We start from the raw sequence: 13,247 nt of genomic DNA, 5'->3' as shown, positions 1-13,247 counted from the left end.
ATCTCGCCACTTCATTCTCAAACATTGAGAGGGGCGGGATCTCGCCGCAGGTCGATCTCCCCCCTTGAGGGGGAGATGTCCGGCAGGACAGAGGGGGGTGAGCCCGGAGCGCCGGAATCTCAATCATTTTCAACCGCTGTGCAGGGATGATTCCCCTACCGCAAAGAATTCTATCTCCTTGATTTCGCGAATCGTCCGAACGTAAAAGCGGTTCCGCTTTTGCCGGAAATGCTCTAGAACCATGCCAGCCGGCGGGAATGACGCCCCGCCAATCAGACACAGATACGAAAGACCAATACCCCATGCCGACTGTTGCCCCGCTTGATATCGAAGGCCACGTGGTCTCGACCCATTTTCTCGGCGACATTCCCCTGTTTGCCACCGCCGCCGGCACCATTCACCGGCTCGATGGCGGCGAGAAGGTGACTGAGGCGCATGACGGGCTCTTGACCTGCATTCGTGACCCCTACAGCGCCACGCTGCTTTCCGGCGGCGAAGACGGGCGTGTGCTGCGCATCGGCCATGATGGCAGCCTCAGCGAAATTGCCAACGTGCCGCGCAAATGGGTGGGCGTCGTTGCCGGCGGGCCACAGAAGGCGGTTGCTTATGGTGTCGGCAAATCCAGCTTCGTGCGGCTGCCGGACGGTACGGTCAAGGAATTCAAGGAAGAGCGCACGGTGGAGGCGATCGCGTTTGCGCCCAAGGGCCTGCGCATTGCCGTTGCCCGTTATAACGGCGTGACATTGCATTGGGTCGCCACAGCAGGCGACCCGGTCGATCTCGAATGGAAGGGCGCGCATACCGGCATCACCTTCTCGCCCGACGGCAAGTTCCTCGTCACCACCATGCAGGAAAATGCCCTGCACGGCTGGAAGATGGAAGCCACCAAGGGCGGCATGGAGGCCCGCCATATGCGCATGACGGGTTATCCCGCCAAGGTCAAATCCGTTTCCTGGTCGGCAAAGGGCAAATGGCTCGCCTCATCGGGCGCACCGGCCGCCATCGTCTGGCCCTTCTCCGGCAAGGATGGTCCGATGGGCAAGGCCCCGGAGGAACTCGGCACCCGCGCCAACATCATGGTCACCAATGTCGCCTTCCACCCCGTGGAAGATGTGCTCGCCATCGGGTTCATCGACGGCATGATCCTCGGCGTGCGCCTCGCGGACGGCAAGGAAGCCCTGCTGCGTCGTCCCGGCAAGGGTGCGATCACATCCATGGACTGGAGCGCCACCGGCAAGCTGCTCGCCTTCGCTTCAGAAGCGGGTGATTGCGGGATTATCGACATTTCGGCTTGAGGGCTGGCCGCCCGCGAGGCGGCCGCTTATCCCACGGCCAATCTCGCGCCCTCATCCTGTGCTTGTCACAGGAATCCAGCCAGCCCAAGTCCCTGGGCTGAAAGGAGCCTCCCGTCGCGCAGACGCGCGTCGACCGGAATCCTGTGACAGGCACAGGAACGAGGGTCGTCCGCAATGTCGCCGCCAAGCCTTTGTGCAGGATTGCTGCCCCCGGCAATACGCTACTCTCCCACCTGCCGCCGCGTGAGGAACAAGAGCAGCAAAGCCGCGCCCGCACCGACCGAGGCGAGCCGGATCGAGGCCCCGAAGCTGGCATATTGCGATACGAACCCCATTAGCGGCACCGCAAACAGCGCAGCGAGAAAAATCGAGTTCATATAGAGCGCCGTTGCCCGCGCCGTGCGTCCACGGGCAAAGCCCTGCACGAAGGTCAGACAGGTGCCGGCGAAAAGGCCGTAATAGGCACCCTCCATCGCAGCCCCCACCAGCATTGCGGGCAGGGTCGTGACCGAAGCGATGATGTTGAAGGCGATTATCGCCGTTATCGCCGCGCCGCTCAGCAGCAGCCGCGCGCTGATCCGGCGCATGATGCGCGGCGCAAGAAGAATAAGCAGAACTTCCATGGCGCATTTGACGCTGAGCGACAGGCCCGGCGCATAGTCCGGCAACCCCACTTCACGCACCAGAAACACCGGCAATGCCGAAGCGCAGAGCGCATGGGCGAAAGACATGCAGAAACTGGCCGCGGCGGCGAGAAGCAGCGGCATATTGCGCCGTGTGTCGCCCTCGCCCTGCGGCCGCCGTTCCATCGGGCTTGTCTGGTTCAACGGCACGACGACGAGCGCAAGACCGCCCCAGATGACGGCCATCAGCATGGCATTCACGAATACCGCCTTCGCGCCCGCAAGGTCGAAGATCAGATAGGCGGCGGCGGGGACCAGCATCCATGCCAGCGACACCATCGTCCGCAGGAAGGCATTATAGGCGGCCGTGTCCAGCCCCTTCACCCGGCCATGATACCGGCCGTAACTGAAAATGAGCGTGCTTGCGGCGTTGGAAAGCCCAATGCCGGTCGCCGTTACGGCCACCAGCAGCGCCATATGCCCAAAGCTTGCCGCCGCGGCCGCGACAAGAGCGCCGCACACCGAAAGCAACAAAAGCGGCCTCACCCGCATTCCGGCATCAACGCGCTCACCATAAACACGGCTTGCGACAATCGAAGCCAGCGCCGCCGTCACACTGTAAAATCCGACGGTGGCCGGCGGATGACCAAGCACCTGAATGATGTAGAAGCCGATAAATGGCACAACGGCGGCATTGGTGCTGCCGGCAATGAAGACCAGCAACGCGATCATATAGGCCTGGCGATCAAAAGCGCCCGGCAAAGTGCTTTTTTGTTGCATGGGAATCGTCTGAAGGCTGGCAAGCGGGGGTGGCACCCACCATCACATCAAAACGCTCCGCTGTTCAAGCCTGCACGCAACACTGGATGCCGTTTCGTCGCTGGAAGAAGACGAGACCTCTTCTCTCCACTCAGGATTTCTATCGCCTACGGGCTGGACCTGCTTCAGCGGAAAGCAAGTGTCGTTCGATTAAGGGCCCTGCCCGGGGATGTTCTCGCCACCGGGCAGGTTATGGATTGATACTGCTTGACTGTCGCCCGATGCGTTCCGCCGGTACGAATAACCGCCAATCAGAACTTCACGCCGAGACCGACGTTAACGACGTGGTCGCTGAGCTTTCCATCGGCAGAGAGGTTCTGGATAGTGTAGGTCTTCTTGCCGAAATCGTTGTAGCGATATTCGAGACGGCCGAATATGTTGTCGGTGAAGGCGTAATCGATACCCGCACCAATCGTCCAGCCATTCAGCGTCTCGCTCGTGTTGCCGAAAGGCGTCTTGATCTTGCTGTTTGTGGCGGTGTAACCGCCGGCGGTGTAGATCAGGGTGCGGTCGACGGCATAGCCGGCGCGCAGACGTGCCGAGCCGTTCAAGCCCGAGGAAACCTTGCTGAGCTCGATCGTCTTTTTGCCCCAGGCGTAACCGAGGTCGCCCTCGACACCGAGAACGACTGACGGCGCCACTTCTGCATTGTAACCGGCAAAGCCCGCGAAGCGACCGCCATCAAAACTATGCTTTTCGGTGTCACCGTCTTCCGTGGCTTTCAAACGGTTCCAGCCATAGCCACCGGAAACACCGGCGTAAAAACCATCCCAGGAAAAGGCAGGCGCAGCGTCGCTGACAGCAGGCGCCGCCGGAATGTCGCTAACGGCATCAGCAGCAATGGCTGCGCCGGAAAGAACGCCAAGTGCGGCGAAGACGAGAAATGATTGTTTCAACATAAATTGCTCCTTCAAAACTGCCCTACCCGCCACGAAGCGGGCCTCGAACATACCCGCCGCCGAAATCACGGTCACGACGACGGGTCGGGGACACGTTCTAATTGAAGCATCCAAACGTTAAAAGCAAGTAACAATGACGCCAAAGCGAGAGAATAATAAAGTATATTGTACATTTTTACATTATTATTTCATGTTTTATTTTAAGTAAAATTAGACAGTCTAAATATAAATATGCCGAATGCACGCATCTTTCTGAGGCACTTCAAGGATCGGCGAGCGCGACGACGCAGCTGGATCATCCTCCAAAAAAAGGGAGCCCGAGGGCCCCCTTTCAGTCATGCGATGCGCCGTTTGTTCTTGCCGGAAATGCCATGCGTCAAACACACGCAACTCGAGGTGCATCGCCGGCTTACGCGCTTCGCGCATCGTCTGCGTCGAAAATCCCTGATGATCTTCGAGCTGTCCCGTCAGAGCGGGATGGCGAAAGACAATGGTTTCGCCATCCCTTTCTTCATTCCTTAGTGCCGGCGCTTCTTGCCGCCGTCATTCTTGTTGTCGATGACATCGACGGACGTCTTGTTGCCATTCAGCACGCCGTTCAGGATGCCGGTCTTGTTGCCATTCAAAATCCCGTTATTGGACAGGATGCCACTGACACCGAGATCGATGCTCGGCGAAACCACGACAAGGGCGCCGCCCTTGTTGCTGTTGCCGGACAGGATGCCACCCAGAAGACCGCCCGCATTGGCCTGACCAACGGAAGCGACAGTAAGAATAGCGGCTACACAAGCGAACTTTGCAATCATTTCTCTCTCCTCTTTTGTTTGATCACGCCATCTGGCGTAACTGAACTGTATATTTAGAGGATTCTAATTCAAGCAAAGGCTAATATTACAATAAACGATTAACACTAATACTGGCGATTTTAATCAAATACTACATATCTCGCCTCCGCCCTTTCGCTCCTTTTCCTAACAGTATCGGCAGGCACCTTTGGCGGAGACAGTAAAACCGGGCAGGAAACTTTATTAACCATCCAAATATAAGATATTGCTTAATTAGCGACCGGAGATGCAAATGCGGCTGGGGGGATATATCGCGCTTGTTCTCGGGCTTGCCTGCGCCTGCCGCGGGTGGGCGGGAGAAAAGGCCGATGAGCACACTATCACCTACAAATCCGGCATCTCCTATGACAGCAATTATTTCGCCGACACCAATCGCTTGAGCGCCATTTCGCTGCGCGCCGGCTTCGGGCTCACGGGCAAGATCGCGCTTGAAGGGGCGGAACTGCGTTACTCGCTCGAGCAGGAAGAGGTTCGCCTTCCCCGTTACCGTTTTGCCAATGAGCATAACACCATCGCGTCGCTGGGTGTGACCAGACGCTTTTCCGAAAAGCTGGAATGGGCTCTTGAGTTGCGCGGCACCCGCAGCGATGCCGGCGATATTTTCCTGCACCTGCCGGAAGAAAATATCGGATACAGGCAGCTGGATCACAAGCTTGAAGCCTCCTCCCAGCTTGGCATCGTCGCCCTTGGCGGCAAGAACAAGCTGACGGCCAGCCTTGCCAGCCTGATGAAAGGCGAGGCGCGTTTCCGCCCGGCCTATTTCATCCCCACGCGTCTGGAGGCCAATGAGGCGCTCCTGTCGCTGAAGGCGGAACATGAACGGCCACTCGCCGGCGGTGAGGCTGGCATCACGATCGCCTATGACCGCATTCTCGTGCCGGAAGGGCAGCAGGAAAAATATGAGCGGTTTCCGGCCCAAACGCTGCGCGGCTCGCTTGCTTACGGCTACAGGTTCTCGAACCGTCTCGCGGTGCTTGCCGAAGCTGGGCTGACCTCCATTTCCGGAGACGAGATCAGCGACAAGGTGAAACGCACCCGGCCCTATCTCCGGGCGGAAGCCGAGCTGAAGGCCACGGACAGCATCGCCTTCGGCGTGGGCTTCTCGCAGGATTACGCCCTGTTCGATCCCGACGACCCGATCGCCGAATTTCACCGTCGCTGGCAGTTCGTCGTGAAAAGCAGGCTGGCCGAGAAGGTCGGCCTGGACCTCGCGCTGCAGCAGGTCCACAAGGACTGGATCTATTACAATTACGATACCAGCGAGCGCCGGCTGGTCGCCACCCTCTCTTTCGATACCGGCAAGAACAGCAAGCTGGAGGTGGAGTTCAACCGCCTGCTGCATGACGAGCGCGATACCGACCTTGCCTATGATGGCTCGAGCGTCACCTCGCGTTTCAGCGGCACCTTCTGAACTCCGTCTCAACCTTCGCGAAGGTTCGGACGCATCGGGTCGAAATTCGGTCCCAATTTCTGCTAGAGTCAGACCTTCCAGATTCGACGGCAGGACAGACCGGATAATGTACAGACGATTTTTGCTTCTCGCGGCCGGCCTCGCCTGCATCCCCGTCGCCGCCTCCTCCCATCCGCATATCTTTGCCGAAGCCCGGATGGAAATCGTCGAGGGACCGAACCGGACCATCCAGGAAGTGCGCAACATCTGGCGTTTCGACGAGATGTTCTCAGCAAGCGTTGTGATGGATTACGACAAGAACAGCGATCTGAAACTCGACAAGGACGAGCTGGCCGAAATCGGCAATACCGTGCTGGAATCGCTGGCCGAATATTCCTACTACACCTTCATCACCGCTGACGGGAAACCGGTGGAGTTCGGTAAACCCGACGCCATTCATGTGGATTACAAGGACCAGCAGATTCTGATGTTCTTTTCCGTGAAACCGCTCAAACCTCTGGCGGTGAAGGGCAGGCTCAGCTTTGGCGCGTGGGATCCGACGATGTATACGGCGATCGATTTCGCCAAGGACGGCGATATCGCCACCGAGGGCAAGGATTTGAAGGCCTGCAAGCAGCATGTGGTGCGCCCTGATCCGGACGAGGTGATCTCCCAGAACCAGAATACGCTCACCGATGCCTTTTTCAACGATCCCACCGGTACAGACATGACCAAGCTCTTTGCCACGCGGCTGGAGGTCACATGCTGAGCCGCCGGGTCGGCCTGCTTGCCGTCGTCATCGGCTTCATTGCCGTGGCCGGCGCGGCCCATGCGCAATCGCCGCTCGGCATAGGCTCGGCCGAACCGTCCTTTTCCGTCGGCGGGCCTTTCGCCCCGTTGATGCAGTGGATCAACGTGCACCAGCAGATGTTCTACCGGGCGCTGACCGGCGCGCTGAAGGCGATGCGCGAGGACAGCTGGGCGCTCGGTTCGCTGATCGGCCTCTCCTTTGCTTATGGCGTGTTCCATGCGGCCGGCCCCGGCCACGGCAAGGCGGTCATCTCCTCCTACATGATCGCCAATGAAACGCAGCTGAGACGTGGCATCGTCATCTCCTTCGTCTCGGCGCTCATTCAGGGCGCTGTCGCGATCGGCCTTGTCGGCGCGGCCTGGCTGGTGCTGCGCGGCACCTCAATTACCATGACGAAAGCGACACAGGCGATGGAAATCGCCAGTTTCGCCATGGTCGCCCTGTTCGGCGCATGGCTCCTGGTGCGAAAACTCTGGTCGCTGCGAATCCGGCGCGAGCCGGCCACCGTTTTCGCTGTGGCGGGTGAGGCACCGGCGGCAAGAACCACCGGCATGGGCACGGGGCTGCGGTTTCAGGGCAAACCGGTTTTTGCCGATCACGCCCATGACGGCTTGGGCGATCTCTGCACCGCCTGCGGCAAATCCCATGCGCCCGATCCGATGCTGCTGAGGGCAAAGAACTTCAGTCTTCACGAGGCATGGTCAGCCATCATCGCTGTGGGGCTCAGGCCCTGCTCGGGCGCGATCATCGTCATGAGCTTCGCGCTTTTGAACGGGCTTTATCTTGGCGGTGTGCTCTCCGTCCTTGCGATGTCGCTCGGCACCGCCATCACGGTCTCGGTCCTCGCCATCATGGCCGTCTCCGCCAAGGGTCTGGCCGTGCGTTTCGCCGGCCCCGGCAGCCGCAGGGCGGCCGGTATCAGCCACGCGATCGAAATCGCCGGTGCGCTCTTCGTCTTGCTGATGGGCCTGATGCTGCTCGGCGCGTCGCTTCAGTTCTGATCGTTATGGCGTCGCTGGTAACGCGCCCGCAGCCAAAACAGCAGGAAAAAACAGAGCACCGCCACCGTGCCGAAGGCGGCCGCCAGCCAGGGCGAATAATCGCCGAGCCACAACATGATTTTAGGCATGATGAAGAATATCAGCCCGAAGCCGAGGATGATGAGCACCGCGGCAATGGCAGGCGACCAATCCTTTCTGGCGGTTGGCGTCTCGGGCTTTGGCTTTTCAGGCGTTGGCATGGGCAAGCTCCGCGCGAATATCCTCAAGCTTGCGCTTCTGCGTGCCGTCAGCTGTAAAATTGTCCGGTGAAAGCCAGGCCTCGAAGGCCCTGCCGATCAGTGGCCATTCGGCGTCGATCATGGAAAACCACGCCGTATCGCGATTTTGCCCCTTCGAGATCATATGCTGGCGGAAGACGCCTTCGAAGGTGAAGCCATAACGCTTCGCCGTCGTCTTGGAGGGCTCGTTTTCGTTGTGGCATTTCCACTCGTAACGGCGATACCCCAGATCCTCGAACACATGCTTTGCCATAAGGTAATGCGCCTCGGTGGCAAGCGGGGAACGTTTCATCTTCGCCCCATGGGCGACGGAGCCGACTTCTACCACGCCATTGGCGGGATCGGGCCGCATGTAGCTCGCCATGCCGACGATTTCGCCCGTTGTGTTTTCGACGAAGACCAGCGTCACCCAGTTAAGCTTTTCACCAGCGCCAACAAGCCAGTCGCCAAAGGCATCCGCATCGGGAAAGGCGCTCTGCGGGAAATATCTGAGCAGCGCATTGGTGCCCTCGCCGCCAAGCGCAGCCCAGAGTTTCTCCAGATGTTTGTCGCGATCGAACGGTTCCGCCGTTACATAACGGCCCTTCAGCACCACCGGCTGCGGCGCCGGGCATCCCTTGAATTCACTCAGATCGCGCATTCTCTTCCCCATTTGCTGGGAGAAGGATTAGGGCAAGCCGGGCGGGATGACAACAGTGGATGTGGGGGTGGGATGCGGTGATCTCGGCGGGGCGCTTATCGTCCTCGGTGGGCGTGGCTCATCCCCCTCTGCCCTGCCGGGCATCTCCCCCTCAGGGGGGGAGATCAGCGGGAGGCCCTACCGCCGCTTCAATCGCTAACGTCGAAAGAGGTCAGATGTAGCCGCGTGTCGATCTCCCCCCTTGAGGGGGAGATGCCCGGCAGGGCAGAGGGGGTGAGCCACACGCTCAAACCTTCATGCCCAAGTCCAAACGCCAACCTACACCTTCGCCGCCACCACCGTCGCCTCGATGTGATCCACCAGCGCATCCGGCAACCCAAGCCGCCCGGCAAGAAGATCGAGATACCCCCGCTCCGCCCGCGTATCGGCCTCGATGGCAAGCCGCGAGGCGGTATAAAGCTCCACCTTCTGCTCTTCCGTACGGGCAGCGGCCACCAGCGCGTCGATGTCGAGCGGATCGGCCAGTTCCTTTTCGAGGAAACGCTCGGCTTCGCTATCGAGGCCGGAAACCTGCACCTTGTCCATGATATTGGCGCGCTCTTTCTCATCGATATGCCCATCGGCCTTGGCAGCCGCGATCATGGCCTGGATGAGCTTCAGCGCGAAATCATTGGAAAGCGCCGGCGACTGCGGATGGAAAGCGGAATCGGCGGGCGGAGCGAGAAGTTCCGGCTCTGGTTTCGGCGCGGCTTCCGGCGCCTGTCCTGACTTGTAATTCTTGTAGGCGAGGTAACCGAGGCCAGCGATGGCGGCGACACCGCCGATGGTGGCGACGTTGCCGGCGAGCTTGCGGCCGGTTTTGGTGCCCAGGATTGCGGCGGCGAGAGCACCGGCCTTGAGGGGATTGTTCTTGGCGATATCGGCGGCCTGCCCGGCTCTGTCACGGACGCTTCCCGAAAGGCCCGGCACCTGCGAGCCGAGGAATTGTTCAAGAAGCTTCTTGGCGTCGAACATCAAAATCTCCTGTAGAGGTCAAATCTACAGGGGAGATAGGAAGCCGTGGGCCGATTATAAATGTCAAACCCGCTCACGCCTTCGTGAACGGGTTTGACGGGAGACAAATCAGCCGCGCAGCGCAGCAGCTTCGGCGGCAAGCTTGGTGATGCCCGCCCAGTCACCCGTCGCCACCAGTTCGCGTGGGGCAACCCAGGAGCCGCCGACGCAGACGACGTTCGGCAGGGAGAGATAGTCGTTGGCGTTCTTGAGCGATACGCTGCCGGTCGGGCAGAAGACGGTGCCGGCCAGCGGCGAAGACAGCGCCTTGAGGTAAGGTGCGCCGCCAGCCTGTTCGGCCGGGAAGAACTTCAGCACCTTGTAACCCTCGTCGCGCAGCGCCATGACTTCGCTGGCAGTGGCGGCGCCCGGAAGCAGCGGCACCCTGGAGCTGCGCGCGGCTTCCAGCACGCTCTTGTTGATGCCTGGGCTGACGATGAAGGTGGAACCGGCTTCGGCAGCCGCCTCGAAATCCTTCGCATTGAGAATGGTGCCGGCGCCGACATTGGCGCCTTCCACTTCCGCCGCAACAGCACGGATGGCGTCCAGCGCGGCCGGCGTGCGCATGGTGATCTCGATTGCCTTCAGACCGCCAGCGACCAAAGCACGCGCAAGCGGCACGGCGGAGGCGGCGTCATCCACGATCAGCACCGGCACGACCGGCTGAAGTTTCAGGATGGAGAGAAGTTTTTCGGAGTCCTGGGCCAAGATGAGCCTCCTTGCGCGATTGAAACGATTGAAATCCCGTTTACCGATTAGCCTGCCCCGGCTTTGATGTCGAGGCATGGCAAGGCCATTTTTTGCCCTGATACTTCAATCAATTCGCTTCTTCATCACGCTGTCTTGCGATAGTCTGGCGCACCAGTTTGCGGAGACAGCATGGCCAAGGAAATCGAACGGAAGTTTCTTGTTGCAGGCGGTGAATGGCGCGATGAGGTAACGCATAGCATGGCTTTCCGGCAGGCCTATGTCGCCTCCATGGAAAATCGTTCGGTCAGGGTGAGGATCGTCGACGGGCGTGACGCGACACTCACCATCAAGATCGGCGCAAGCGCCCTCGTCCGCGACGAATATGAATATCCCATCCCGCTGGAAGATGCCGAGGAACTGATGGCCAGCGCGCCCGGCGTGGTGATCGAGAAGACGCGGCACACGGTTGATCACGGCGGCTTCACCTGGGAGATCGATGTTTTCGAAGGCCGATATAAGGGGCTTATCGTGGCGGAAGTGGAGATGGATGACGAAAATGCCGATCCGGATCTTCCTGCCTGGCTCGGCAGGGAGGTAACGGGCGACAGGCGCTTTTCCAACCAGTCCCTCGCCACGGACGACCAGAGCGGAGACCTGTCGGATGCCTTTCAGAATTGATCCGAAAAAGCCCTTTGACGATGAAATCCGCCGCGCCGGCCTGGAATTGATCGAAGACACGGTCACCATCCTCCGTGACCGTCCGTCCGGCCCGCACGAGGCCGTGCACGATGCGCGCAAGCGCTTCAAGCGGCTGCGAGCCCTCTACCGCCTCATCCGAAAGGCGGCGCCGGATTTCAGCCGAGAGGAAAATGCCCGCTTCCGGGATATTGCCCGTTCGCTCGCCTTCGCCCGTGATGCGACGGCATTGGTGGAAACGGCGGAATATCTGGAGGCTTTCGCGCTCTCCGATACACAGGGTGAGGCGCTGCGGTCCATCACGGCGATGCTGCGCGCGCGTCGGGATCATGCGGTGAAATACGAGGCCGCTCTCGACGAGGCGATTTCTGCGGCCATCACCGGCTGCGAGGCGGGACGTGAACGGCTGAAGACGCTATCGCTGCCGGATGAGCTCAAGGACAGCGCCCGGCTACTGAGGACAAGCTGGGCGCGGCAGAGGAAACGGGCGCGACAGGCGCTGGCCGATTGCCACGAGCGGGCCGATGTCGAGCATTTTCATGAGTTGCGCAAGGCCGGCCAGACCTACTGGATGCATCTTGGTCTGATGAGGCGTATCTGGCCATCCGCCATGCGCGCCAAGCGCGCCGATACCAAGCGACTGGTCGACATTCTCGGCCACGAACACGATCTCTCGGTTCTCGCCGCCGTGGCCGACCGCGAGCCCCACCGCTTTGGCAACGGCGAACGGCTGGCGCTGCTGCTCGACGCCATCATCGAAAGGCAGCAGGCGCTGCGTGCCGAAGGCCTTGAACTGGCAGATGAGGTCTTTTCCGAATCTGCCCGCACGGAAAGCCGCATCGTCGGCCTGCTGTGGCGGCAGGCGGCGAAGTAGGCCAAACGCCACTTTCGGCGCTCGCTCACCTCCGTCATTCCGGCCTTGAGCCGGAATCCAGCCAGCCCAAGTCCTTGGGCTGAAAAGACTTGTCCCGCCGCGCAGACGCGCGTCGGCTGGATTCCGGCTCAAGGCCGGAATGACGGAGGCGGCATTGCGACATCCCGTTGCCTGCACACGGCAGCAGGAATGACAGGAAGCCCACAAATCCTCCCGATTGACGATTTTCAAAATACCCGAACCCACCGATAAATATTGCTTTGCGGCCGCCGTCGCTGTATTTCACCGGCCATGACCGACACGACCATTCTCCCCCGCCCGGAAGTCTCTGGCGATTTCCTTGTGGCCGCGCTTTATCATTTCGCCCGCCTGCCGCGGTTCGAGAGCCTGCGTGAGCCATTGTTCGAGCTCTGCCAGAAGAACGGCGTCAAGGGCACGCTGCTGCTGGCCGCCGAGGGCATCAACGGCACGATCGCCGGCCCGGATGCAGGCGTTCACGCCGTGCTTTCCTTCCTGCGCGCACAGCCGGAATTTTCCGCATTGGAGCACAAGGAAAGCCGCGCCTCGCACATGCCTTTCGTGCGGCTGAAGGTGAAGCTCAAGAAAGAGATCGTCACGATGGGCGTGCCTGATATCGATCCGAACCGGATCGTCGGCACCTATGTCGACCCGCGCGATTGGAACGAATTGATCTCCGACCCGGACACGATCGTCATCGATACCCGCAACGATTACGAAACCGCCATCGGCGTCTTCAAGGGTGCAGTCGATCCGAAGACGAAAACCTTCCGCGAGTTTCCGGACTGGGTGAAGAACAATCCCGGCCTGCACAACAAGCCGAAGATCGCCATGTATTGCACCGGCGGTATCCGCTGCGAAAAGGCCACGGCCTTCATGAAGGAGCAGGGCTTCGACGAGGTCTATCACCTCAAGGGCGGCATCCTGAAGTATCTGGAAGAAGTGCCGGAAGAAGAAAGCCTGTGGGAGGGCGCCTGCTTCGTTTTCGACGAGCGTGTGTCGGTGGTGCATGGCCTGGCCGAAGGAGACCACCAGCTGTGCCACGCCTGCCGCAACCCGATCACCCCGGAAGTGCGCCTGTCACCCAAGTTCGAGGAAGGCGTCTCCTGCCCGAGCTGCTACGATGAGCGCAGCGAAGAAGACCGCCAGCGCTTCCGCGACCGGCAACAGCAGATCGACCTGGCAAAGAAGCGCGGCGAGCGGCATCTTGGGCGGTAAGCCCAGGTAGCTACAGGACTGTATCTAAATTTGGATAGAGCGGCGCCGCGTGTTTCTTCTCCCCGCCGGGGAGAAGAAACGAGAAGCGGCACGTCGA

14 protein-coding genes are annotated in these 13,247 nt (G+C 60.2%); 7 read left to right on the top strand and 7 right to left on the bottom strand.

The window, feature by feature from the left end; translation table 11 throughout:
- The first annotated feature begins 302 nt into the window (after nt 1-302).
- Nucleotides 303-1,295, top strand: coding sequence for a WD40 repeat domain-containing protein (locus tag WA845_RS11940; protein WP_112557301.1), 993 nt, complete (start codon nt 303-305; stop codon nt 1,293-1,295).
- Nucleotides 1,296-1,516: 221 nt separating this feature from the next.
- Here WA845_RS11940 and WA845_RS11935 read toward each other — a convergent pair whose 3' ends face one another.
- From WA845_RS11935 to WA845_RS11925, 3 genes are all read right to left on the bottom strand, one after another.
- On the bottom strand, nt 1,517-2,698 hold the full coding sequence (locus WA845_RS11935) for an MFS transporter (protein ID WP_112557303.1): 1,182 nt from the start codon (nt 2,696-2,698) through the stop codon (nt 1,517-1,519).
- Nucleotides 2,699-2,988: 290 nt separating this feature from the next.
- Entirely contained in the window at nt 2,989-3,636 is a 648-nt protein-coding gene (locus WA845_RS11930; RefSeq protein WP_112557305.1) for an outer membrane protein, read from the bottom strand.
- A 518-nt stretch (nt 3,637-4,154) separates the two neighbouring features.
- Nucleotides 4,155-4,442: a hypothetical protein gene (locus WA845_RS11925; RefSeq protein ID WP_004433441.1), complete on the bottom strand. Its 288-nt coding sequence runs from the start codon at nt 4,440-4,442 to the stop codon at nt 4,155-4,157.
- A gap of 271 nt (nt 4,443-4,713) precedes the next feature.
- On the opposite strand from WA845_RS11925, the gene WA845_RS11920 reads away from it, so the two are divergent.
- The 3 genes from WA845_RS11920 to WA845_RS11910 all read left to right on the top strand — a co-directional run bounded on the left by WA845_RS11920 (nt 4,714) and on the right by WA845_RS11910 (nt 7,683).
- Nucleotides 4,714-5,892 (top strand): hypothetical protein, encoded by a 1,179-nt coding sequence (locus WA845_RS11920; protein WP_337322337.1) that lies wholly within the window; start codon nt 4,714-4,716, stop codon nt 5,890-5,892.
- A 106-nt stretch (nt 5,893-5,998) separates the two neighbouring features.
- Entirely contained in the window at nt 5,999-6,640 is a 642-nt protein-coding gene (locus WA845_RS11915) for a DUF1007 family protein (protein WP_077986921.1), read from the top strand.
- Nucleotides 6,634-7,683: a nickel/cobalt transporter gene (locus tag WA845_RS11910; RefSeq protein WP_034496771.1), complete on the top strand. Its 1,050-nt coding sequence runs from the start codon at nt 6,634-6,636 to the stop codon at nt 7,681-7,683. Before WA845_RS11915 ends, WA845_RS11910 begins: the two co-directional genes overlap by 7 nt.
- Here WA845_RS11910 and WA845_RS11905 read toward each other — a convergent pair.
- The 4 genes from WA845_RS11905 to WA845_RS11890 all read right to left on the bottom strand — a co-directional run bounded on the left by WA845_RS11905 (nt 7,674) and on the right by WA845_RS11890 (nt 10,362).
- Entirely contained in the window at nt 7,674-7,922 is a 249-nt protein-coding gene (locus WA845_RS11905; protein WP_004445178.1) for a hypothetical protein, read from the bottom strand. The two genes, WA845_RS11910 and WA845_RS11905, sit on opposite strands and share 10 nt — an antisense overlap.
- The gene (locus WA845_RS11900) at nt 7,909-8,601 is read right to left on the bottom strand and encodes a GNAT family N-acetyltransferase (protein ID WP_107339561.1); all 693 of its coding nucleotides are present in this window, start codon (nt 8,599-8,601) and stop codon (nt 7,909-7,911) included. The genes WA845_RS11905 and WA845_RS11900 overlap by 14 nt, the downstream gene beginning before the upstream one ends.
- Nucleotides 8,602-8,919: 318 nt before the next feature.
- A complete protein-coding gene (locus WA845_RS11895) occupies nt 8,920-9,615 on the bottom strand; it encodes a tellurite resistance TerB family protein (protein WP_004445183.1) in 696 nt (231 codons plus the stop codon).
- Between the two features lie 108 nt (nt 9,616-9,723).
- Nucleotides 9,724-10,362 carry a 2-dehydro-3-deoxy-phosphogluconate aldolase gene (locus WA845_RS11890; RefSeq protein WP_006700245.1) on the bottom strand — a complete coding sequence of 213 codons (639 nt, stop codon included), beginning with the start codon at nt 10,360-10,362 and terminating at the stop codon, nt 9,724-9,726.
- Nucleotides 10,363-10,533: 171 nt separating this feature from the next.
- Here WA845_RS11890 and WA845_RS11885 point away from each other — a divergent pair, with 171 nt between their 5' ends.
- The 3 genes from WA845_RS11885 (at nt 10,534) to trhO (ending at nt 13,150) form a co-directional block, all read left to right on the top strand.
- The gene (locus WA845_RS11885) at nt 10,534-11,022 is read left to right on the top strand and encodes a CYTH domain-containing protein (protein WP_006700246.1); all 489 of its coding nucleotides are present in this window, start codon (nt 10,534-10,536) and stop codon (nt 11,020-11,022) included.
- On the top strand, nt 11,006-11,914 hold the full coding sequence (locus tag WA845_RS11880; RefSeq protein ID WP_337322336.1) for a CHAD domain-containing protein: 909 nt from the start codon (nt 11,006-11,008) through the stop codon (nt 11,912-11,914). Before WA845_RS11885 ends, WA845_RS11880 begins: the two co-directional genes overlap by 17 nt.
- Nucleotides 11,915-12,205: 291 nt before the next feature.
- Nucleotides 12,206-13,150 (top strand): oxygen-dependent tRNA uridine(34) hydroxylase TrhO, encoded by a 945-nt coding sequence (gene trhO / locus WA845_RS11875; protein ID WP_004445192.1) that lies wholly within the window; start codon nt 12,206-12,208, stop codon nt 13,148-13,150.
- The last annotated feature ends 97 nt before the right edge of the window (nt 13,151-13,247 follow it).

Origin of the sequence: Agrobacterium sp. CMT1 (genome assembly GCF_037203725.1) — a bacterium.
Taxonomy (GTDB): Bacteria; Pseudomonadota; Alphaproteobacteria; order Rhizobiales; family Rhizobiaceae; genus Agrobacterium; species Agrobacterium pusense.
This window is presented reverse-complemented; position numbering and strand designations above follow the sequence as displayed.

Excerpts from the sequence above, each read along its gene's own strand:
- trhO (WP_004445192.1), top strand. The coding sequence starts at position 12,206 with ATGACCGACACGACCATTCTCCCCCGCCCGGAAGTCTCTGGCGATTTC.
- WA845_RS11905 (WP_004445178.1), bottom strand. The coding sequence starts at position 7,922 with ATGCCAACGCCTGAAAAGCCAAAGCCCGAGACGCCAACCGCCAGAAAG.
- WA845_RS11910 (WP_034496771.1), top strand. The coding sequence starts at position 6,634 with ATGCTGAGCCGCCGGGTCGGCCTGCTTGCCGTCGTCATCGGCTTCATT.
- WA845_RS11915 (WP_077986921.1), top strand. The coding sequence starts at position 5,999 with ATGTACAGACGATTTTTGCTTCTCGCGGCCGGCCTCGCCTGCATCCCC.
- WA845_RS11925 (WP_004433441.1), bottom strand. The coding sequence starts at position 4,442 with ATGATTGCAAAGTTCGCTTGTGTAGCCGCTATTCTTACTGTCGCTTCC.
- WA845_RS11885 (WP_006700246.1), top strand. The coding sequence starts at position 10,534 with ATGGCCAAGGAAATCGAACGGAAGTTTCTTGTTGCAGGCGGTGAATGG.
- WA845_RS11935 (WP_112557303.1), bottom strand. The coding sequence starts at position 2,698 with ATGCAACAAAAAAGCACTTTGCCGGGCGCTTTTGATCGCCAGGCCTAT.
- WA845_RS11895 (WP_004445183.1), bottom strand. The coding sequence starts at position 9,615 with ATGTTCGACGCCAAGAAGCTTCTTGAACAATTCCTCGGCTCGCAGGTG.
- WA845_RS11940 (WP_112557301.1), top strand. The coding sequence starts at position 303 with ATGCCGACTGTTGCCCCGCTTGATATCGAAGGCCACGTGGTCTCGACC.
- WA845_RS11880 (WP_337322336.1), top strand. The coding sequence starts at position 11,006 with ATGCCTTTCAGAATTGATCCGAAAAAGCCCTTTGACGATGAAATCCGC.
- WA845_RS11930 (WP_112557305.1), bottom strand. The coding sequence starts at position 3,636 with ATGTTGAAACAATCATTTCTCGTCTTCGCCGCACTTGGCGTTCTTTCC.
- WA845_RS11920 (WP_337322337.1), top strand. The coding sequence starts at position 4,714 with ATGCGGCTGGGGGGATATATCGCGCTTGTTCTCGGGCTTGCCTGCGCC.
- WA845_RS11900 (WP_107339561.1), bottom strand. The coding sequence starts at position 8,601 with ATGCGCGATCTGAGTGAATTCAAGGGATGCCCGGCGCCGCAGCCGGTG.